Source organism: Loktanella gaetbuli, assembly GCF_020531945.1.
Taxonomy (GTDB): domain Bacteria; phylum Pseudomonadota; class Alphaproteobacteria; order Rhodobacterales; family Rhodobacteraceae; genus Loktanella; species Loktanella gaetbuli.
On sequence record NZ_JAJATZ010000001.1, the window covers coordinates 642,776 to 661,503 of the forward strand.

Consider the following 18,728-nt stretch of genomic DNA (forward strand, 5'->3'; position numbering starts at 1 on the left):
GCCACCCATAAGGGAGGCCACGACGATTGAAAAGCCCGAATTTACGGATCGCAGGGTGCCACGGGATCCGGGCCGATCGCTGGATGCTGCAACACGTCGCCCGCATCGATCCCTAACCGCTGTGCAAGCCCACCGTTGATTTCCAGAACATACTTGATGTTGTCCCCACCAAAGATGGGTGTTTCGTCCAGTGGCACCGCCTGCGGATGGATATGGCTGATCGTGCCATCTTCGGCCGCAAAGATCATGTCGAGCGGGATCAGCGTGTTGCGCATCCAGAAGCTGGCTGGTTGCGGCGCATCATAGACAAAGATCATGCCTTCCATCGTGCCCATTTCGGCGACGTTCATCAGGCCCTGCGCCCGTTCGGCGTCGTCATCCGCGACATCCACGGCGAACCGTGCGCGACCGAAATCACCCAGCACGGTGACAACGGCAGGATCGCAGCTTGCTGCGATGGCATCGGTTGCCGGCATCAGCGCCAGCGCCACGATCGTCAGTGTCAGTCGCATCAGATGTCCTCGCCCAGATCCCAAGATTTGATTTCGACCGCCATGCGGCCCCGTTCGCCCTGCATGACCCTGATCGCGATCGCCTCTCCGGCGGTCAGCTCGGCCAGGCCGCAGCGCCGCACCACTTCGACATGTACGAAAATATCATCCCGCGCACCAAACACGTTTGCGAAACCGAACCCCTTGGCCTTGTCGAACCATTTGACCCGCGCCGGCAGCAAGGGCATCTGCGCGCGTTCGGCATCGGTCAGATGTTCCAGATCGTCCAGTGGCGCACCGCCACTGCTGGCCGGAGGTGTGATGGACAAAATCCGTTCGGCCTGATCCCCGCGCGGGGTGCTGACCACTGTCATACGCACAGCGCTGCCTTCGGAAATAGAGGCCTGCCCGTAGTTGCGCAGCACGTTCGAATGCAGCAGCACATCGGGTCCACCACCGTCGCGGACCACGAAACCGAACCCCTTGCCCGGATCGAACCATTTGACGGTGCCCGTCATCTCCTCGCCGGTCTTGTCGACCTCCATCAGACACACTCCTGTTTCATGCTCGTGCCGCGCCTAAGGGAAAAGCCGTTGAATCTGCCATTCCGACGTCAGGTCGTGCCGCCGCCACGTGAACCGGTCGTGCAAGCGATGCGCGCCGTCGGCCCAGAATTCAATTTCCAGCGGCCGCAATCGGTAGCCACCCCAGAACGGGGGCCGGTCAGGGTCATCACCCTGCGCCTGCGTCGCCGCTGCAACCCTGTCCATCAAGGCCTGCCGGGATTCCACGGGTTGCGATTGCGCGGACGCCCAGGCCCCGATCCGACTGTTCAGGTCACGACTGCGGTAATACGCATCGGCCTGCGCGCCGTCCTCGCGGCTGACCAGACCACGCACCCGGATCTGGCGGCGCAAGGATTTCCAATGCATCACAAAGGCCGCCCGACCGCTGGCGTCCAGCTCTTGCGCCTTGGTGCCCTCATAGTTCGTATAGAACACAAAGGCATCGTCCTCAATCTGCTTGAGCAGAACGACCCGCACATTGGGCATGCCGGTCGAATCGACTGTCGACAATGCAATGGCGTTGGGATCATTGACCTCGGTGGCCTCGGCCTCGGACAGCCACCGCCGGGTCAGCTCGAACGGATCATCGCCCGCAAAAATACCGTCCCGGTCAGTCATCGCAACGCTCCACAGTTCAAAACGCGCCCGTCGCATGGCCGCGGACAACGTTTTCGCCTTTGCGGCAATACTTGTCCAGCGCCCGTTCATCACCTAAACGGAACAGACGTTTCGATTTTGCGCAAGGGTGCCCACATGACCTCTACACTGATGGCAGGAAAACGAGGCCTCATCATGGGTCTGGCCAACGACAAATCCATCGCCTGGGGCATCGCCAAGGCGCTGGCCGATGCGGGCGCGGAACTCGCGTTTTCCTATCAGGGCGAGGCGTTGAAAAAACGCGTCGCACCGCTGGCAGAACAAGTCGGGTCCGACATCGTGCTGCCCTGCGATGTGGGCGACATGGACAGCGTGGACGCGATGTTCACCCAGCTTGGCGAACACTGGGACAAGATGGATTTCATCGTCCACGCCATCGGATTTTCGGACAAGAACGAATTGCGTGGCCGCTACGTGGACACCTCGCGCCAGAACTTCCTGACCTCGATGGACATCTCGGTCTACTCGTTTACCGCCGTGGTGCAGCGCGCGGAAAAGATGATGACCGACGGCGGGTCCTGCCTGACGCTGTCCTACTACGGCGCGGAAAAGGTCATGCCGCATTACAACGTCATGGGTGTCGCCAAGGCCGCACTCGAGGCATCCGTGCGCTACCTGGCCGAGGATCTGGGCAAGGACAACATCCGTGTGAACGCCATCAGCGCAGGCACGATCAAGACACTGGCCGCCTCCGGCATCGGTGATTTCCGCCTGATCATGAAATGGAACGAATACAACTCGCCCCTGCGCCGCACCGTCACCCAGGAAGAGGTCGGTAAATCCGCGCTCTACCTTCTGTCGGACCTGGGCAGCGCCGTCACGGGCGAGGTGTTGCACGTCGACGCAGGCTACCACGTTGTCGGCATGAAGGCGGTCGACGCGCCCGACATCACCAAGGAATGACATTTGCCGCCTTTGCCTCGGTCGTGCTGATCCATCTGGCCGCCGCGATTTCGCCGGGACCCTCGTTTGTGGTTGCACTGCGGGTCGCGGCATCGGACGGGTTTCGCGTGGCCTGCGCGCTGGCATTGGGCTTTGGACTTGGCGCTCTGCTCTGGGCGGGGGCCGCGATGGCGGGCCTTGCGCTGGTCTTTGAACTGATGCCGACGCTTTTTCTGGCGCTGAAACTGGTGGGGGCGGCATTCCTGTTTTTTATTGCCGTGATGATGTGGCGGCACGCCCGCAACCCGCTGCCCGCCCCTGACAGTGCTGCACGTCCGCGGACCGCTGGCTCTGCCATCCGGTTTGGCTTTCTGACCTTTGCCTCCAATCCCAAACCGGCCGTATTTTTTGGCGCGGTTTTTGTCGGATTGGTCCCGGCCGATACGGCGCAGGCCTGGAAACTGGCAATACTCGCCGCCGTGTTTGCCAATGAAACGCTGTGGTACATCCTTGTGGCCCGCCTTTTCTCACTGCCGCGCCCCCGCGCGGCCTATGCCCGCGCAAAGACCTGGATCGACCGGGCCTTTGGCGGCTTCCTGGCCCTGCTCGGCCTCAAGATTGCCCTGACCTGACCACCCTGAAAGGACACCCCATGCCGGACCGCCTGCCCCACGAAAAAGGCTTTCACATCAGTTGGGACCAGATCCACCGTGACAGCCGTGCGCTGGCATGGCGGCTCGATGGTCTGGGACCAGAGGGCGAGGCCGGCGAAAAGGGCGGCGGCTGGCGCGCCATCGTGGCCATCACCCGTGGTGGCATGGCCCCCGCGATGATCGTCGCAAGAGAACTCGACATCCGCACGGTGGACACGATTTCGGTCAAATCCTACGATCATCAGGAACAATCCGAAACCAAGGTTCTCAAGATGCCGGACGCCGACATGATGGGCGACGGGACCGGCATCCTGATTGTCGACGACCTCGTCGACAGCGGCCGCACGCTCGAGGTGGTTCGCGAAATGTATCCCAAGGCACATTTCGCAACGGTCTATGCCAAACCAAAGGGTCGCCCGCAGGTCGATACCTTCATCACCGAAGTCAGTCAGGACACCTGGATTTTCTTTCCCTGGGACATGGCCCTGCAATACGTCGAACCCTACCGCGGCAAGGATTGAGATCGTAGGAGCCTCCGGCGGGAGTATTTGGGGCAAGATGATATTAAACCGCATCATCTTGCCAAAAATACTCAAAATACCGCCGTGGCCGAAGGCCAAAGGCAAAAATCGCGTGCGGCGCAGCCGCTCTGTTCGGGGAAGTCTCATGTCACGATCACGCACATCACTGACTTTTCCGCCACCGGTGATGGAGGCACGGCGCTGGCTGGATGGCGTAACCCATCCCGAAGGCCGTGCATTGCTGAACGTGAGCCAGGCCGCCCCACTGGACGCACCGCCCGAGCGGATGCGTGCGGAAATGGCCAGGATCGTGATGGAGGACGCAGGCGCACACCTTTATGGGCCCGTACTGGGTTTGCCCGACCTACGGGCCGAGGTGGCAGCCCAGTGGTCCGGTGCATACGGCGGCCGGATCCGTGCCGACCAGATCGCCATCACGTCGGGTTGCAATCAGGCATTCGCGGCCGCGATTTCGACCCTGTGCGGCGAGGATGACGAGGTCATCCTGCCGGTGCCCTATTATTTCAATCACGCCATGTGGCTGGATATGTCCGGTGTCAGGACGGTTCCCCTGCAGACTGGGCCTGATCTGATTCCGCGGGCTGTGGATGCAGCAAAGCTGATCACCGGACGGACGCGCGCGATCGCGCTGGTCAGTCCCAACAATCCCGGCGGCGTCGAATATCCAGCGCAAACGCTGACCGATTTTCGTGATCTTTGCCGCAGCCGCGGCATCGCGCTGATCCTTGATGAAACCTACCGCGATTTCGATGCCCGCGACGGGGCGCCACATGACCTCTTTGCGGGCGATTGGGACGATACGCTGATCCAGCTCTATTCGTTCTCCAAGGCTTACCGGCTGACCGGCCACCGGGTTGGCGCCATCGTCGCGTCCTCTGCCCGCCTCGCGGAGGTGGAAAAGTTTCTCGACACCGTCACGATCTGCCCCAACCAGCTGGGCCAACGCGCCGCGCTCTGGGGGATGCGCAATCTGGGCACCTGGCTGGCCGGCGAACGGCAAGAAATCCTCGACCGGCGCGCGGCCATCATGGACCATTTTCCGAAACTGGCCGAGAAGGGCTGGCAGTTGCGCGGATGCGGGGCCTATTTCGCCTACCTGCGTCACCCGTTCGACATGTCGTCCGCCGATCTCGCGCCATGGCTGGTGAAAAACGCAGGCATCCTCTGTCTGCCCGGGACCATGTTCCGGCCTGCGTCCGACCCCTTGGGTGCATCGGAAATACGGATCGCATTTGCCAATGTCGACCGCCCCGCCATCGCGGAATTGTTCGACCGTCTGGCCCTGATCGCGCCCTGAGGCTTGCACGACCCGCCCGGCCCCCATATTGAAGCGCGGACCACGTATCAGGGGACCGCATCACATGGCTAAGCAGAAGAAATCACGATTCGGCGTCTGGGTGATCCTGATCCTGCTGTTCGTGGGCTTGCTGGGCTTTGGCACCGGCGGATTCACAGGGTCGATCCAGCGTCTGGGCATGGCGGGTGACACCGAAATTTCGGTGTCAAGCTACCAGAGCGCGTTGAACAACCAGTTGCGCAGTCTCGAGGCGCAGGTCGGCAACCGTGTCACGTTCCAGCAGGCGCAGGCCAGCGGTCTGGACCGGCAGGTGCTGAACCAGGTGGTAACGATCGCGACGCTGGACAACGAAACCGCCCGGCTGGGGTTGTCCATCGGTGATGACCGCGTCCGCGACGAGGTCCTGTCAACCCAGGCATTTCAGTCCCTGTCCGGCAATTTTGACCGCGAAACGTACCGCCGTGCCCTGGCCAATGCCGGCATGACCGAGGCCGAATTCGAGGCGTCCCTGCGCGCCGATGTCGCCCGCACGCTGTTGCAGGGTGCCGTGATCAGCGGCGTGGAAATGCCGCCCGTCTATGTGGATACGCTGCTGACCTTTCTGGGGGAAACGCGCGATATCGTCTTTGCGCCTGTGACCGTCGATGATCTGGACACCCCGGTGCCCGGCCCGACCGAGGCCGATCTGCAGACCTTTTACGATGAAAATCCGGACATGTTCACCGCCCCCGAGGCGCGCGAAATCACCTATGTGATGCTGACTCCGGCCATGCTGGCCGATGACGTCACGATCCCCGAGGATCAGGTGCGCAACCTATATGAGGACCGGATCAGCCAGTTCCAGCAACCCGAACGCCGCCTTGTCGAACGGCTTGTGTTTCCCGACGCCGCGGCGGCAGACACCGCACAGCAACAGATCGCAGCGAACGAGACCGATTTCGACGCGCTGGTCACTCAGCGCGGTCTGTCGTTGTCGGATGTCGACCTTGGCGACGTCAGCCGCGACGATCTGGGGGCCGCTGGCGATGCCGTCTTTGCCGCAGCACCGGATGATGTCGTGGGCCCCATCGAGACATCGCTGGGACCGGCGCTGTTTCGCGTGAACGCGATCCTTGCCGCGGAAAACATCCCCTTTGAGGACGCCGCACCCGATCTGGAACAGGAACTTGCGACAGCGCAGGCCCGCCGCGTCATCAACCAGAGCGCAGAGCAGATCAACGACCTGATCGCGGGCGGTGCCACGCTCGAGGATCTGGCCGACCGGACCGAACTGGAGCTGGGCAGCATTAGCGTCACCCCCGACACGACCGATGGCCCTGCTGCCTACGACAGTTTTCGCAATGCTGCGGCGGCTGTCGAGGAAGGTGCATTCACCACCCTCGAAGAACTGGAGGACGGCGGAATTTTCGCCGTCCGTCTGGACAGCGTGACACCCCCTGCCCTGCAACCGATGGCCGAGGTCAGTGACCGTCTGGACGCTGCATGGCGTGCGGCCGCCGAACGACTGGCAATCATTGCCCGCGCCGAAGAACTGGCAACGCAGGTCATGCCGATGACCCGGCTCGACAGCCTTGGCCTCGACCCGGTCGAACAGCAGAACCTGACGCGGGGCAGCTTTGTCGAAGGCGCGCCCGCCGGTTTCATGCAAGAGGTGTTCGCGATGGAGACGTCACAGGTGCGTGCCCTGCCCACCCCGGATGGGGCGCTGATCGTGCGTCTGAATCGCGTGACGCCCGCCGATCCCGACAACGAACGGGTCGCGGCACAACGCGATGCGCTGTCAGAACAGATTGCCGCCGGTCTGGCGCAGGACATCTACGATGCCTTTGCCAATGATGTACGGATGCGGACGGATGTGGTGATCGACCAGAACGCCGTCAACGCCGTCAATTCGCAGATGCAATGACCATGCGCCAGTCCCCCGATTTCGAGACCTTTGCCGCCGGCTACAACGCCGGTCAGAACCAGATTGTCTGGACCCGGCTGGCTGCCGATCTGGACACACCGGTGTCGTTGATGCTGAAGCTGGGCGATGCCGGTGTGAACAGCTTCATGCTCGAGAGCGTGACGGGCGGTGAAATCCGCGGGCGCTATTCCATCGTTGGCATGAACCCCGATCTGATCTGGGATTGCCACGCGGGTGCCAGCCGGACCAACCGGACCGCACGCTATGACCCCGATGGATTTGTCGCCGATACGGTCCCCCCGCTGGAGGCCTTGCGCGGATTGATCGCGGAATCGCGGATCGATCTGCCGGTGGACCTGCCGGGGGCCAGTGCCGGTTTGTTCGGCTACCTGGGCTATGACATGATCCGGCTTGTCGAACATCTGCCGGATGTGAACCCCGACCCGCTGGGCCTGCCAGATGCGGTCATGATGCGCCCTTCGGTGATCGCGGTGCTGGACGGGGTCAAGGGCGACGTGATCCTTGTGGCGCCTGCCTGGGTCAATGCGGACGTCAGCGCAAAAGCGGCCTATGCGCAGGCGGCCGAACGCGTGATGGAGGCCGAACGCGCCCTGTCGCGTGCCGTGCCGGACCGGCGCGACATGGCCGACCCGGCCCCCGTAGGCGAACCGCGGTCCAACATCGGGCATGATGCCTATATCGCGCTGGTCGAACGGGCCAAGGAATATATCCGCGCAGGCGATATCTTTCAGGTGGTGCCAAGCCAACGCTGGACGCTGGATTTCCCCGAACCGCCGTTTGCGCTGTATCGCAGCCTGCGACGCACCAACCCGTCGCCCTACATGTTCTATTTCAACTTTGGCGGCTATCAGGTCATCGGGGCCTCACCGGAAATTCTGGTGCAGGTGACCGGCAGCCGCGTGACGATCCGGCCCATTGCCGGCACGCGCCCGCGCGGTGCCACCCCTGAGGAGGACGCCGCCAACGAGGCCGACCTGATGGCCGACAAGAAAGAGCTGGCAGAACACCTAATGCTGCTGGATTTGGGGCGCAACGACACCGGCAAGGTGTCCAAGATCGGCACCGTCCGCCCGACCGAGGAATTCAAGGTCGAATACTACAGCCACGTGATGCACATCGTGTCGAACGTCGTCGGCGAACTGGCCGATGACCAGGACGCGCTGTCGGCATTCTTTGCCGGGATGCCCGCAGGCACGGTCTCAGGCGCGCCCAAGGTGCGTGCGATGCAGATCATCGACGAGCTGGAACCTGAAAAGCGCGGTGTCTACGGTGGTGGTGTCGGCTATTTCAGTGCGAATGGTGACATGGACATGTGCATCGCGCTGCGGACTGCCGTCCTCAAGGATCAGAACCTGTATATTCAGGCCGGTGGCGGTGTCGTCTATGACAGCGACCCCGAGGCGGAATATCAGGAAACCGTCCACAAATCGAATGCGATCCGCAAGGCCGCTGCCGATGCCGCGATGTTCTCCAAGGGCGGCAACCGCTAGCGGTCAGTCGCCCCCGGCCAGTAGCGTCGCGGACAGCGGTGCCATCGCAACCTGTCGCGCGCGGTTGGCGGTGCCCCACAGGATCATCGCCGACAGGGTTTCAGGCGTCAGCCGTGCCAGCAGGATCACGCCGTCCTGCTGCCCAGCATGGAACGCCGCCTGATCCATGAACCGCCGGATGACCCGCGCGTCCTGATCGACATCTGTCAGATCACGAAAAATGACACCATTGGGCACATCCTGCGCATCGGCCACGGTCGCTGCACCGTTCAGGCCGCTGTCTGCCTGCACCAACCCGCGACCGTCAGCTGCCAAGGTGGCGACGACCTGCTCTGTGGCAGGGTCCGACCGCCCCAGTGCAGCACCATCGGTCTGCACCAGTGCCACGCTCTGCGGCAAGGCGTCGAACGTCGCCTCGAGCGCGACCGCCACATCGGCGGCCGTCCCGCCCTGCGGCAGGCTTGCGCGGGCGGCCACCTCGAATCCGCCTGCGCGGTAGGCGTCCATCAGCTCCGACACACCGGGACGCGACGGGTCCAGAACGATGGTGACCGGAAACGGCACCTCTTGCAGCGCGCGCGGGCCGTTGGGCAATGCGCCGTCGTCGATCAGAATTACACTCATCTGCGGCAGAGCATCGGGATTGTCGAAAAACGCCGCGAATTCCACCAGGGCGGGCAGCGGTTCCGCCTCTGCTGCAGCGGGCGCGACAGGGGTATCGCCAGCGGGGCGCCGGATCGTGATGCCGGTGGCAGGGTCCGTGGTGGTGCCGGTGGGCCCGTCGATGATCGTCACGACCGTCGGCGCGGCTTCAGCTGCGCTGTCCACCGTCCCGTCCGCAGGTGCGGGATCGGGCATTGCAGCATCGGGTGTCGTGATGTCCGAGACAGCAAGCGGAGAGCCCGCGTCACCCGCAGAGTCCGGGTCCTGGGGTGCAGGCGTATCGATCACGACGGGCGCTGATGCGATGACCTGTTCGTCGTCTGGCGCATCGGGCGCGGGTGCCTCGGGTTCTGCGACATCTGTGACCGTCTCATCTTGCGTCCCGGTTGCTGTTTCAGGCGTATCCTGCGGCGGTATGTCCTCGGCGGTCGGGGCGGGTTCGACCATGACGACCACGGGAGCATCGGCTGCATCGTCCGATGTGGACGGCATCGTTTCGTCGGGTTCCGGCACATCGACCACGACGGGCGGCGGTGGCGTTGTCGACAGCGCCACATCCGCCTCCGATGCGGGCACCTGCGGTGACAGGCTTTGCGGGTTGGGCAGGACGGGTTCTTCGGGCGCGGTGGCGATCGATACCGTTGTGTCGGGTTCCGGCGATACCAACTCAGGTTCGATCACGGCGGGATCGGGTGTCTGCGCGCTTTGCGTCTCGGGGGTGGGTGTTTGGGCCTCGACGGTCGGGGACGACAGCGCGGGTTCGGTCATGTCCGCTGGCTGCGACGCCTCCGGCGCCTCGATCAAGGCGACATCGGGCAACGGTTCAGGCGTGGCATTTGCCTGCGGGGCCTCGGTCTGTGGCAAGACCGGAGGCGTGTTGCCCACAGGCTGCGGTGCCAGCAACGATCCCGTGGCGACGGCCATGCCGCCCACAACAACGCCCCATGCCGCGCCTTTCACGAATGCCATACCGCTAATCCCTTTGCCTGTCGGGGCCTGCCCTTGACGCCTGCCTGCATCAGCCCTCATATCGGGTGCGACTATACCGTGTGGTCCCGCCCGGACGGTAGCCCCTAATTGACCCAAGGCCCGGTGACAACATGATCCTGCTGATCGATAACTACGATAGTTTCACCTATAATCTTGTGCATTACCTGGGTGATCTGGGTGCCGATGTACAGGTGCGGCGCAACGACAAGATCGACGTGCAAGAGGCGATGGCGATGAAACCGCAGGCCATCGTGCTGTCACCCGGCCCCTGCGACCCCGATCAGGCGGGCATCTGTCTGGCCCTCACCCATGCCGCAGCCGAGACGCGGACGCCGCTGCTGGGTGTCTGCCTGGGACATCAGACCATCGGTCAGGCCTTTGGTGGCAAGGTGGTGCGCGCGGGCGAGATCGTCCACGGCAAGATGGGCACCATGCATCACGCCGGACAGGGCGTGTTCAAGGGGTTGCCTGATCCGTTTCTCGCGACGCGCTATCACAGCCTTGTGGTCGATCCCGCCACCCTGCCCGACAGCCTGGAGGTGACGGCGCATCTGGAGGACGGCACGATCATGGGTCTGCAACACCGGGACCTGCCGATCCAGGGCGTGCAGTTCCACCCCGAGAGTATCCGTTCCGAGCACGGCCACCAGATGTTGCAGAACTTTCTCGATCTGGCGCAGGTGAAACCGCAGGTCGCGGCATGAGCGATGCGCTCAAACCGCTGATCGACGCTGCGGCCACGGGTCCGCTGACCCGCGCGCAAGCCGAGGATGCATTCGGCATCCTGTTCAACGGCGATGCCACCCCCGCGCAGATCGGCGGTTTCCTGATGGCGCTGCGCACGCGGGGCGAAACGGTAGACGAATATGCCGCCGCCGCCGCCGTGATGCGTGCCAAGTGCCTGCCCGTGCGCGCACCGGAGGGTGCGATGGATATCGTGGGCACCGGTGGCGACGGCAAACATACGCTGAACATTTCGACCGCGACGGCCTTTGTCGTGGCCGGTGCAGGCGTGCCCGTCGCCAAACATGGCAACAAGAACCTGTCGTCGAAATCCGGCACGGCGGATGTGCAATCGGCCATGGGCATCAACGTCATGGTCGGCCCGGACGTGGTGGAACGCGCGCTCAACGAGGCCGGTATCGGGTTCATGATGGCCCCGATGCATCATCCCGCCATGGCCCACGTCGGCCCCGTGCGGGCTGAACTGGGCACCCGTACGATTTTCAATATTCTGGGGCCGTTGACGAACCCGGCAGGCGTCAAACGCCAGTTGACCGGCGCTTTCACCCGCGACCTGATCCGCCCCATGGCAGAGGTCCTGCTGGCCTTGGGCACCGAGGCCGCCTGGCTGGTCCACGGGTCCGACGGCACCGACGAACTGACGATCACCGGCACCAGCTGGGTTGCCGCGATCAAGGACGGTGCCATTACCGAATTCGAGGTCACACCGCAGGACGCGGGCCTGCCGGTGCATCCCTTTGCCGATATCGTCGGCGGCACGCCCGCCGAAAACGCCACCGCCTTTCGCGCCCTGCTGGATGGTGCGCCATCGGCCTATCGGGACGCCGTGCTGCTGAACGCTGCCGCAGCCCTGCTGATCGCTGGCAAGGCAGCGGACCTGCCCGCTGGTGTGGCGCTGGCAGCCGAAAGCATCGACAGCGGCGCTGCCCTGCGCGCGGTCGAGGCGCTGGCACGTGTCACCGCCGCCTGAGGGGCTGGGCGGCTGGGCTGACCTGCCGTTCTGGGCGGACCACTGGCCCGCGATCAAGGCCACGCTGGCCGGCGAGGCGCGACCGGTCTTTCCACCGCAGGACCTGATGTTTGCAGCACTGCGCCGCACGCAACCGGACGACACCCGTGTCGTGATCTTGGGACAAGACCCCTATCACACCCCCGGCAAGGCCGACGGTCTGGCGTTCTCGATCCCCGACGGCTTTGGCGGGCGGCTGGATTCGCTGGGCAATATCTTCAAGGAAATTCGGACCGATCTGGGCGCATCCCGGACCAAGACTTCGCTGGACGACTGGGCCGATCAGGGGGTGTTGCTGTTGAACACCGCGCTGTCCGTGCCGCAGGGTGCGGCATCGGCGCATGCGCGTCTGGGCTGGGACGTGCTGGTCAAACAGGTCATCGCCCGGTTGGAGGACGCGCCACGGGCCTTTGTGCTGTGGGGTGGGCCTGCGCGGCGCTTTGCCCCGCGGGCAGCACATCATCTGGTACTGACCGCAGCACATCCCTCGCCACTGTCGGCGCATCGCGGGTTTTTCGGCTCTGGGCCATTTTCAACTGTGAACACGTGGCTTACAACCCGCAGTGAACGACCCATTCATTGGACGGACCCCGCATGACACAGACCATTCTCGACCGCATCAAGGCCTACAAACTGGACGAAATCGCGGCAGAGAAGGCCGAAGTGCCACTGTCCGAAATGGAGGCCCGTGCCCGTGACGCAGGCCCCGTACGTCCCTTTGCGGCCACGCTGCACCGCGCGGCACAGGACGGATATGGCCTGATCGCAGAGGTGAAAAAGGCCAGCCCGTCCAAGGGGCTGATCCGCGCAGATTTCGATCCCGCCGCCATCGCCGCGGCCTATGCCTCAGGCGGTGCCGCCTGCCTGTCCGTGCTGACCGACGGCCCGTCGTTTCAGGGCGCGCCCGATTATCTGGTGCAGGCGCGTGCGGCCTGCGACCTGCCGGTGCTGCGCAAGGATTTCCTGTACGACACCTATCAGGTCGCACAGGCGCGCGCCTGGGGGGCCGATTGCATCCTGATCATCATGGCCAGCGTCAGCGATGCACAGGCCCACGAGCTGGAGGACGCAGCCGAATCCTGGGGCATGGACGTTCTGGTCGAGGTGCACGACCGCGCCGAACTGGACCGCGCCGCCGATCTTGATGCGCAGCTTCTGGGGATCAACAACCGGGATCTGAACACCTTTGAAACCACGCTGGATACCACGCGGGCGCTGTCCAAACACGTGCCGGCCGGGCGGACCATCGTGTCGGAAAGCGGGCTTGCCACGCCAGAGGATCTGGCCGACCTCGCCCGCTACGGCGCGCGCACGTTCCTGATCGGCGAAACGCTGATGCGGCAGGACGATGTGGAACAGGCAACGCGCGATCTGCTGGCCAACCCCGTGAACCCGGCGGGCCTGTGATATGACACTTTCGCATTTCGACAGCGCGGGCCATGCCCATATGGTCGATGTGTCCGACAAGGATGTGACCGCGCGGATCGCCGTGGCCGAGGGGCATATCACGATGACGGCCGAAACGCTGGCGCTGGTCACCGAGGGCCGCGCGGACAAGGGCGACGTGCTGGGCACTGCACGGTTGGCCGGCATCATGGGTGCGAAACGTTGCGCCGATCTGATCCCGCTGTGCCATCCGCTGCCCATCACCAAGGTCAGCGTCGATCTGACCCCCGACCCCGCCCTGCCCGGCGTGCGCATCAGCGCCACCGTGAAAACCACCGGGAAAACGGGCGTCGAGATGGAGGCACTGACCGCCGTATCGGTCGCCGCCCTGACCGTGCACGACATGGTCAAGGCCGTACAAAAGGACATGGTAATCTCCGGCGTGCGCGTCACGCTCAAGGATGGCGGCAAATCCGGGCGGTTCACGGCCGAATGAGCGAAGCAGGCCGGTCATTGGAGTTATTCTTTATCGACGGTCGCCCCGACGGGATGCTGACCGCCGAAGTGTTCAACTGGACCGGACACGTGCTGCGCACCCCGCGCACCCAGATTGCCAAGGCGCTGGCGCGGGTCGAGGCAGGATATACCGGCGTCTACGTCTTGCTGGGTGAAGCCGAGGACGGACCGCTGGCCTATATCGGCGAAGGCGAGGACATGCGCGAGCGCCTCAAATCCCACGTGGTGAACAAGGACTGGTGGAACGAGGCGATCCTGATCACGACCTCTGCCAACAACCTGCACAAGGCGCACGTCAAATACCTTGAATCGCGGTTGGTCGAACTGGCGAAACAGGTTGGGCACACCCCGCTTGAAAATGGCAACCAACCAACCCGCAGCAGCCTGTCAGAAGCCGCGACGGCGAACATGGAGGCCTTCCTTGACACGTTGAACATGGTCCTTCCTGCGATCCGGGTTGATCTGTTCCTGAGCAAGGCGCGGCCCAAGGCGGTCACGCCCCAAGCGGGTCATCTACAGCGTGCCCCAGTGTTCTCCTTCATCCTGCCAAAATACGGCGTTCAGGCCACGGCGCAGATTGATGATGGTGAATTGGTCGTGCAAAAAGGCTCCCTCGCACGTGGCTCGTGGGTCGGTTCTGCAAAATTTCAGAGCTATTCCAAGCAATACGATCAACTGCAGCAGCAGGGCATCCTTGTGAGGCAAGGCGACCATCTCGTGTTCACCGAAGACTATGCCTTCAGCAGCCCCTCGGCCGCTGCCGCAGTCGTCGCGGGCCGGTCGGCCAACGGGCGAATTTCCTGGACCCTGCCCGACGGCCGCACCTTTGCCGATTGGGAAGCAGCAAGCATCGGTGAGGCCGCAACATGATCAGCGTGGTGGAGGCGCTGGATGCGCTCTTTGCGCTGGTAACCCCGCTGGACGTGGAATGGGTGCCGCTGGACCATGCGGCGGGCCGTGTTCTGGCACGCAACGTGGCGGCGCAACGCACGCAGCCGCCCTTTGCCGCCTCGGCGATGGATGGCTATGCGGTGCATGGCGCGGCTGTCGCACCGGGTGCACGGTTTCACGTCATCGGAGAGGCCGCCGCCGGACACGGTTTCGACGGTGCCATTGCCAATGGACAGGCCGTGCGCATCTTTACCGGGGCCCCCCTGCCGCAAGGGGCGGACCGCGTCGTGATCCAGGAGGACGTCGCGCGCGACGCGGACGTGATCACGCTGCGTGCCGATCTGGACGGCAATGCCTACGTCAGACCCGCGGGGGCGGATTTTCTGGCAGGCGACTTGCTGGGTGCGCCGCGACGGCTGACCCCTGCCGATATCGCCTTGCTGGCGGCCATGAACATCGCGCGGGTGCCCGTGACGCGCCGGCCGGTCGTGGCAATCGTCGCAACCGGAGACGAGCTGGTACAGCCCGGCGAAACACCCGGTCCGGATCAAATCATCGCGTCCAACAATCATGGTCTGGCGGCATTGCTGCGCGCACATGGTGCTGACGTGCGGCTGCTGCCCATCGCACGGGACACGCACGCCAGTCTCGCGCTTGCCTTTGATCTGGCGCGCGGCGCTGATCTGATCGTCACGATCGGCGGTGCGTCTGTCGGAGATCATGATCTGGTGGCGGCTGCCGCGGGCGCACGCGGCATGGAGCGTGCATTCTACAAGGTGGCGATGCGCCCCGGCAAACCACTGATGGCAGGCCGCGTGGATGGTGCCGCGATGGTCGGTCTGCCCGGAAATCCGGTGTCGGCCATGGTTTGCGGTCATGTTTTTCTGTTGCCGCTGATCGCGGCCATGTCCGGGCTTTCGGCCCGGCCAGCGCCGCGCCGCAGTGCCATATTGACCCATGACCTGACAGCGAACGGACCGCGCGAACACTACATGCGTGCCGTTTGCGCGGGTGACAGCGTCACCGTTTTCGATCGTCAAGATTCCGCCCTCTTGAGTGTGTTGTCTCAGGCCAATTGCCTGGCCGTCCGGCCCGTCGGTGATCCGGCAAGGCGCGCAGGTGACCGGATCGCGGTGATTGCGATATAGCGCGTGGGCAATATTGACACAAAACGGGAACAGAGGTAGAACACGGGCGAACACTTCTGTCGCTTGACCCCGGGGGCCTGCCATGTTGACCAAGAAACAGCTCGATCTGCTGGAATTCATCCACAAGCGCGTGCAGCGCGACGGCGTCCCCCCCTCATTCGACGAAATGAAGGAAGCGCTGGATCTGCGGTCGAAATCCGGGATTCACCGTCTGATCACGGCGCTGGAGGAACGCGGTTTCATCCGCAGGCTGGCGCATCGCGCCCGCGCGTTGGAAATCGTGAAACTGCCCGACAGCATGATGGACAAACCGGGGTTCACACCGCGCGTCATCGATGGTGACCGTCCAGACAGCCGCCCCTCACGGGACCGCGACGTCAGCATTGCAGCAGTGGAATTGAACGTGATGGGTCGGATCGCTGCCGGTGTTCCGATCGCCGCCATTTCAGAGGTGTCGCATTCGGTCGCTGTGCCGCAATCCATGTTAGGCAAGGGTGAACACTACGCGCTGGAGGTCAGGGGCGACTCGATGATCGAGGCCGGGATCAATGACGGCGATGTTGTCGTGATCCGTGAAACCAGCACGGCCGATAACGGCGATATCGTTGTCGCATTGGTCGAGGATCAGGAAGCCACGCTCAAGCGGTTCCGGCGCACAGGATCGACCATCGCGCTGGAGGCTGCCAATCCCGCCTACGAGACGCGGCGGTTTCGCGATGATCAGGTCAAGGTGCAAGGGCGTCTGGTGGGTCTGATCCGCACCTACTGAACGCGGGCGATCTGAATGTCCACAGCAACGCGTTGCTGTGGCGCAGTGGGTGTCCATGGCCGCTGTCCTGTAAGCATCTGCACGGTCGTTACAGTGAGGCCGTCAGCATCCGTGACGTCGATGGCAACCGCGCCCGCCGCGCGAAGCGTGACCGGGTCAAGGACAAGGCAGGGTCGCACGGCAGTGTCGGGCACGGTCAGGACCAGCACATCGGCGCCTCCGCATCCCTTGAGCCGGGCCAATTCGGTCTTGCCCCGGACCTGGACGATATGCAGTGGTCCGACGGTGGCCGAAACCACGGCGCCTTGGGTCAGAAACCCGGCGCGGGCGGCAGCGACCGCCTGTTCGGCCGGAGCACCATCGTTTTCCAGCCAGATCGTCGCCACAAACCCGTTGCCCGTTGCCCGCGACAAGGCGCGCCCCTCTGGTGTCATGCGCCCGATCAGTCCACCGGTATCGGCAATCAGGATGGCGGGTCGCGTGGTGCCCGCCCATAGGCCAAAGGCCGCAATCACTGCCACGATCCCCGCCCAACGCGCGGCCCCGCGCCACAGGATCAACCACAGCAACCCAAGGCAGAGCAAGGGCAGAACGGATGGCCCCGGTGCAACAACATGGCTGACGGCACCGTCCCAGCCCGCGACGGTGCCCGCGACCCACAGGATCCAGCGTAGCCCTTGGCCCATGATCCACAGGCCGATACCTTCGAGGCCGAGCGGTGCCAGGCAGGCTGCCAGCACCGCGGCCGGCATGATGATCGCGCCCATCAACGGCACGCTGGCCAGGTTCGCCAGCAATCCGTAGTGCGGCACCTGGTTGAAATGAGCCGCGGCAATGGGTGCGGTCGCCAGCCCCGCCACGGCCGAAGAGATGACGACACCCACGATGCCGCGCATCCACCCAGGCCCAAACTGGCGTCCCCGCAGCAAACCGAACACCACAACCAAGGCTGTCGTCGCGGCAAACGACATCTGGAAACCCGGCCCGGTCAGCGCGTCGGGCCGCAGCACCAGCACGATCGTGGCCGCCAGTGCCACAGCCCGCAGCGTCAGTGCCCGTCTGTCCAGCAACACCGCAAGCAACATTACGGACACCATGATAAAGGCGCGCTGGGTGGCAACGGACCCGCCCGACAGCCCGAGATAGGCGGCACCGGAGAACAAGGCCACAAGTGCGGCGACCTTTTTCACCGGGACACGCAGCGCGAGCGCAGGCCAGCACGACAGCCCCACGCGGACCACAAGGAAAATGAACGTCGTGAGCAACCCCATGTGCAGGCCCGAAATCGCAAGCAGATGCGCGAGGTTCGCGTCCCGCAGATCCTGCAGCGCCGTCTGGCTGATCCCGGATCGGTCACCCGTGATGATCGCGGTCGCAAGGGCACCCGCATCCCCCGGCAGACGTGTCTGCACACCCTCGGAAATGGCCATGCGAATCCGAAAGACGAGAAGTGCAGTGCCGCCTTCGGGCGGGGCGGACCGCAGAACGGGGGTGCGAGTATAGCCGACGGCACCGATCGATTGAAACCAGGCGTGTCTGCGAAAATCAAATCCACCGGGTTCTGCAGGACCATTCGGGGCGGACAGATGTCCTGTCAGCACCAGTTGGTCACCGGGATGCCAGCCGGTAATTGGCTGATCGCCGTGCAGCGACACACGGACACGGCGCGGCGTCCGGTCCAGCGGCACACCGTCCAGCGCCACCCGGTCCAGTGTCAGGCGCACCGCATCCGAAGACGATCGGTCGATATTCACCACACGGCCCGCAATGGGACCGTAGTATCTGAAGCTCAACACGGGCGCGTCATGTGCCGCAGTCTGCACCTTGGCCAGTCCCGCCCCGGCGCAGATACAGGCAACGGCCAATGCAAGCGGCGCATAGGCCTGCGGCAGCGCACGTGCCAACCACAAACATCCAAGCGAGAGCCCAGCAAGGCCGATCCAGACTGGCAACCCGGGTTCAAACCGCAATGCGAAGTAGCCGCCGATCCCGATCCCAAGGCAAACCGGCAACCAGTGGATCAACCCGCCGCGCTGCGCCGAAAGGGCCGCTTGCACTTGTTCTTTACCCCCTGTCGCCATATCCAACATGCAACGCAGGCAGCTTG

Annotated in this window: 19 protein-coding genes; 14 read left to right on the plus strand and 5 right to left on the minus strand. The window is 63.9% G+C overall.

The genetic code is table 11. The annotated features are described in order from the left end of the window. Nucleotides 1-41: 41 nt before the first annotated feature. From LGQ03_RS03185 to pdxH, 3 genes are read right to left on the minus strand one after another with little or no spacing between them, the layout of a single operon-like run. Nucleotides 42-512, minus strand: a complete 471-nt coding sequence (locus LGQ03_RS03185) for a DUF192 domain-containing protein (RefSeq protein WP_404807373.1) — start codon at nt 510-512, stop codon at nt 42-44. After that, nucleotides 512-1,036 carry a cold-shock protein gene (locus tag LGQ03_RS03190; protein ID WP_226747200.1) on the minus strand — a complete coding sequence of 175 codons (525 nt, stop codon included), beginning with the start codon at nt 1,034-1,036 and terminating at the stop codon, nt 512-514. Before LGQ03_RS03190 ends, LGQ03_RS03185 begins: the two co-directional genes overlap by 1 nt. Nucleotides 1,037-1,069: 33 nt before the next feature. Beyond that, the gene (pdxH, locus tag LGQ03_RS03195) at nt 1,070-1,675 is read right to left on the minus strand and encodes a pyridoxamine 5'-phosphate oxidase (protein ID WP_226747201.1); all 606 of its coding nucleotides are present in this window, start codon (nt 1,673-1,675) and stop codon (nt 1,070-1,072) included. A gap of 135 nt (nt 1,676-1,810) precedes the next feature. Between pdxH and fabI the strand changes: the two genes are divergently transcribed. The 6 genes from fabI to trpE all read left to right on the plus strand — a co-directional run bounded on the left by fabI (nt 1,811) and on the right by trpE (nt 8,505). Continuing rightward, the gene (gene fabI, locus LGQ03_RS03200; RefSeq protein WP_090160717.1) at nt 1,811-2,617 is read left to right on the plus strand and encodes an enoyl-ACP reductase FabI; all 807 of its coding nucleotides are present in this window, start codon (nt 1,811-1,813) and stop codon (nt 2,615-2,617) included. Beyond that, nucleotides 2,614-3,228 carry a LysE family translocator gene (locus LGQ03_RS03205; RefSeq protein ID WP_226747202.1) on the plus strand — a complete coding sequence of 205 codons (615 nt, stop codon included), beginning with the start codon at nt 2,614-2,616 and terminating at the stop codon, nt 3,226-3,228. The genes fabI and LGQ03_RS03205 overlap by 4 nt, the downstream gene beginning before the upstream one ends. Before the next feature lie 20 nt (nt 3,229-3,248). Beyond that, a complete protein-coding gene (gene gpt, locus LGQ03_RS03210; protein ID WP_056034782.1) occupies nt 3,249-3,770 on the plus strand; it encodes a xanthine phosphoribosyltransferase in 522 nt (173 codons plus the stop codon). A gap of 145 nt (nt 3,771-3,915) precedes the next feature. Further along, on the plus strand, nt 3,916-5,088 hold the full coding sequence (locus LGQ03_RS03215; protein ID WP_226747203.1) for an aminotransferase: 1,173 nt from the start codon (nt 3,916-3,918) through the stop codon (nt 5,086-5,088). A gap of 64 nt (nt 5,089-5,152) precedes the next feature. Next, complete coding sequence (locus tag LGQ03_RS03220) at nt 5,153-6,994, plus strand: SurA N-terminal domain-containing protein (protein ID WP_226747204.1); 1,842 nt, start codon at nt 5,153-5,155, stop codon at nt 6,992-6,994. A 2-nt stretch (nt 6,995-6,996) separates the two neighbouring features. Continuing rightward, nucleotides 6,997-8,505, plus strand: a complete 1,509-nt coding sequence (gene trpE, locus LGQ03_RS03225; protein ID WP_226747205.1) for an anthranilate synthase component I — start codon at nt 6,997-6,999, stop codon at nt 8,503-8,505. A gap of 3 nt (nt 8,506-8,508) precedes the next feature. On the opposite strand, the gene LGQ03_RS03230 is transcribed toward trpE, so the two are convergent. Continuing rightward, a complete protein-coding gene (locus LGQ03_RS03230) occupies nt 8,509-10,137 on the minus strand; it encodes a divergent polysaccharide deacetylase family protein (protein WP_226747206.1) in 1,629 nt (542 codons plus the stop codon). Nucleotides 10,138-10,268: 131 nt separating this feature from the next. Between LGQ03_RS03230 and LGQ03_RS03235 the strand changes: the two genes are divergently transcribed. The 8 genes from LGQ03_RS03235 to lexA all read left to right on the plus strand — a co-directional run bounded on the left by LGQ03_RS03235 (nt 10,269) and on the right by lexA (nt 16,621). After that, nucleotides 10,269-10,862, plus strand: coding sequence for an anthranilate synthase component II (locus LGQ03_RS03235; protein WP_090160702.1), 594 nt, complete (start codon nt 10,269-10,271; stop codon nt 10,860-10,862). Next, nucleotides 10,859-11,872, plus strand: coding sequence for an anthranilate phosphoribosyltransferase (gene trpD, locus LGQ03_RS03240; protein WP_226747207.1), 1,014 nt, complete (start codon nt 10,859-10,861; stop codon nt 11,870-11,872). Before LGQ03_RS03235 ends, trpD begins: the two co-directional genes overlap by 4 nt. Then, nucleotides 11,856-12,509 carry a uracil-DNA glycosylase gene (locus LGQ03_RS03245; protein WP_226747208.1) on the plus strand — a complete coding sequence of 218 codons (654 nt, stop codon included), beginning with the start codon at nt 11,856-11,858 and terminating at the stop codon, nt 12,507-12,509. Before trpD ends, LGQ03_RS03245 begins: the two co-directional genes overlap by 17 nt. After that, nucleotides 12,506-13,318, plus strand: coding sequence for an indole-3-glycerol phosphate synthase TrpC (gene trpC / locus LGQ03_RS03250; protein WP_226747209.1), 813 nt, complete (start codon nt 12,506-12,508; stop codon nt 13,316-13,318). The genes LGQ03_RS03245 and trpC overlap by 4 nt, the downstream gene beginning before the upstream one ends. 1 nt (nt 13,319) lies before the next feature. After that, on the plus strand, nt 13,320-13,793 hold the full coding sequence (moaC, locus tag LGQ03_RS03255) for a cyclic pyranopterin monophosphate synthase MoaC (protein ID WP_226747210.1): 474 nt from the start codon (nt 13,320-13,322) through the stop codon (nt 13,791-13,793). Nucleotides 13,794-13,810: 17 nt separating this feature from the next. Next, complete coding sequence (locus LGQ03_RS03260) at nt 13,811-14,683, plus strand: GIY-YIG nuclease family protein (protein ID WP_226747211.1); 873 nt, start codon at nt 13,811-13,813, stop codon at nt 14,681-14,683. After that, entirely contained in the window at nt 14,680-15,852 is a 1,173-nt protein-coding gene (locus LGQ03_RS03265; RefSeq protein WP_226747212.1) for a molybdopterin molybdotransferase MoeA, read from the plus strand. Before LGQ03_RS03260 ends, LGQ03_RS03265 begins: the two co-directional genes overlap by 4 nt. Before the next feature lie 82 nt (nt 15,853-15,934). Then, nucleotides 15,935-16,621, plus strand: a complete 687-nt coding sequence (gene lexA, locus LGQ03_RS03270) for a transcriptional repressor LexA (RefSeq protein ID WP_226747213.1) — start codon at nt 15,935-15,937, stop codon at nt 16,619-16,621. Here the strand turns inward: lexA and LGQ03_RS03275 are convergent. Then, a complete protein-coding gene (locus LGQ03_RS03275; protein WP_319004443.1) occupies nt 16,615-18,678 on the minus strand; it encodes a ComEC/Rec2 family competence protein in 2,064 nt (687 codons plus the stop codon). The genes lexA and LGQ03_RS03275 overlap by 7 nt on opposite strands. Nucleotides 18,679-18,728 lie beyond the last annotated feature (50 nt).

Excerpts from the sequence above, each read along its gene's own strand:
- LGQ03_RS03185 (WP_404807373.1), bottom strand. The coding sequence starts at position 512 with ATGCGACTGACACTGACGATCGTGGCGCTGGCGCTGATGCCGGCAACC.
- LGQ03_RS03190 (WP_226747200.1), bottom strand. The coding sequence starts at position 1,036 with ATGGAGGTCGACAAGACCGGCGAGGAGATGACGGGCACCGTCAAATGG.
- pdxH (WP_226747201.1), bottom strand. The coding sequence starts at position 1,675 with ATGACTGACCGGGACGGTATTTTTGCGGGCGATGATCCGTTCGAGCTG.
- fabI (WP_090160717.1), top strand. The coding sequence starts at position 1,811 with ATGACCTCTACACTGATGGCAGGAAAACGAGGCCTCATCATGGGTCTG.
- LGQ03_RS03205 (WP_226747202.1), top strand. The coding sequence starts at position 2,614 with ATGACATTTGCCGCCTTTGCCTCGGTCGTGCTGATCCATCTGGCCGCC.
- gpt (WP_056034782.1), top strand. The coding sequence starts at position 3,249 with ATGCCGGACCGCCTGCCCCACGAAAAAGGCTTTCACATCAGTTGGGAC.
- LGQ03_RS03215 (WP_226747203.1), top strand. The coding sequence starts at position 3,916 with ATGTCACGATCACGCACATCACTGACTTTTCCGCCACCGGTGATGGAG.
- LGQ03_RS03220 (WP_226747204.1), top strand. The coding sequence starts at position 5,153 with ATGGCTAAGCAGAAGAAATCACGATTCGGCGTCTGGGTGATCCTGATC.
- trpE (WP_226747205.1), top strand. The coding sequence starts at position 6,997 with ATGCGCCAGTCCCCCGATTTCGAGACCTTTGCCGCCGGCTACAACGCC.
- LGQ03_RS03230 (WP_226747206.1), bottom strand. The coding sequence starts at position 10,137 with ATGGCATTCGTGAAAGGCGCGGCATGGGGCGTTGTTGTGGGCGGCATG.
- LGQ03_RS03235 (WP_090160702.1), top strand. The coding sequence starts at position 10,269 with ATGATCCTGCTGATCGATAACTACGATAGTTTCACCTATAATCTTGTG.
- trpD (WP_226747207.1), top strand. The coding sequence starts at position 10,859 with ATGAGCGATGCGCTCAAACCGCTGATCGACGCTGCGGCCACGGGTCCG.
- trpC (WP_226747209.1), top strand. The coding sequence starts at position 12,506 with ATGACACAGACCATTCTCGACCGCATCAAGGCCTACAAACTGGACGAA.
- moaC (WP_226747210.1), top strand. The coding sequence starts at position 13,320 with ATGACACTTTCGCATTTCGACAGCGCGGGCCATGCCCATATGGTCGAT.
- LGQ03_RS03265 (WP_226747212.1), top strand. The coding sequence starts at position 14,680 with ATGATCAGCGTGGTGGAGGCGCTGGATGCGCTCTTTGCGCTGGTAACC.
- lexA (WP_226747213.1), top strand. The coding sequence starts at position 15,935 with ATGTTGACCAAGAAACAGCTCGATCTGCTGGAATTCATCCACAAGCGC.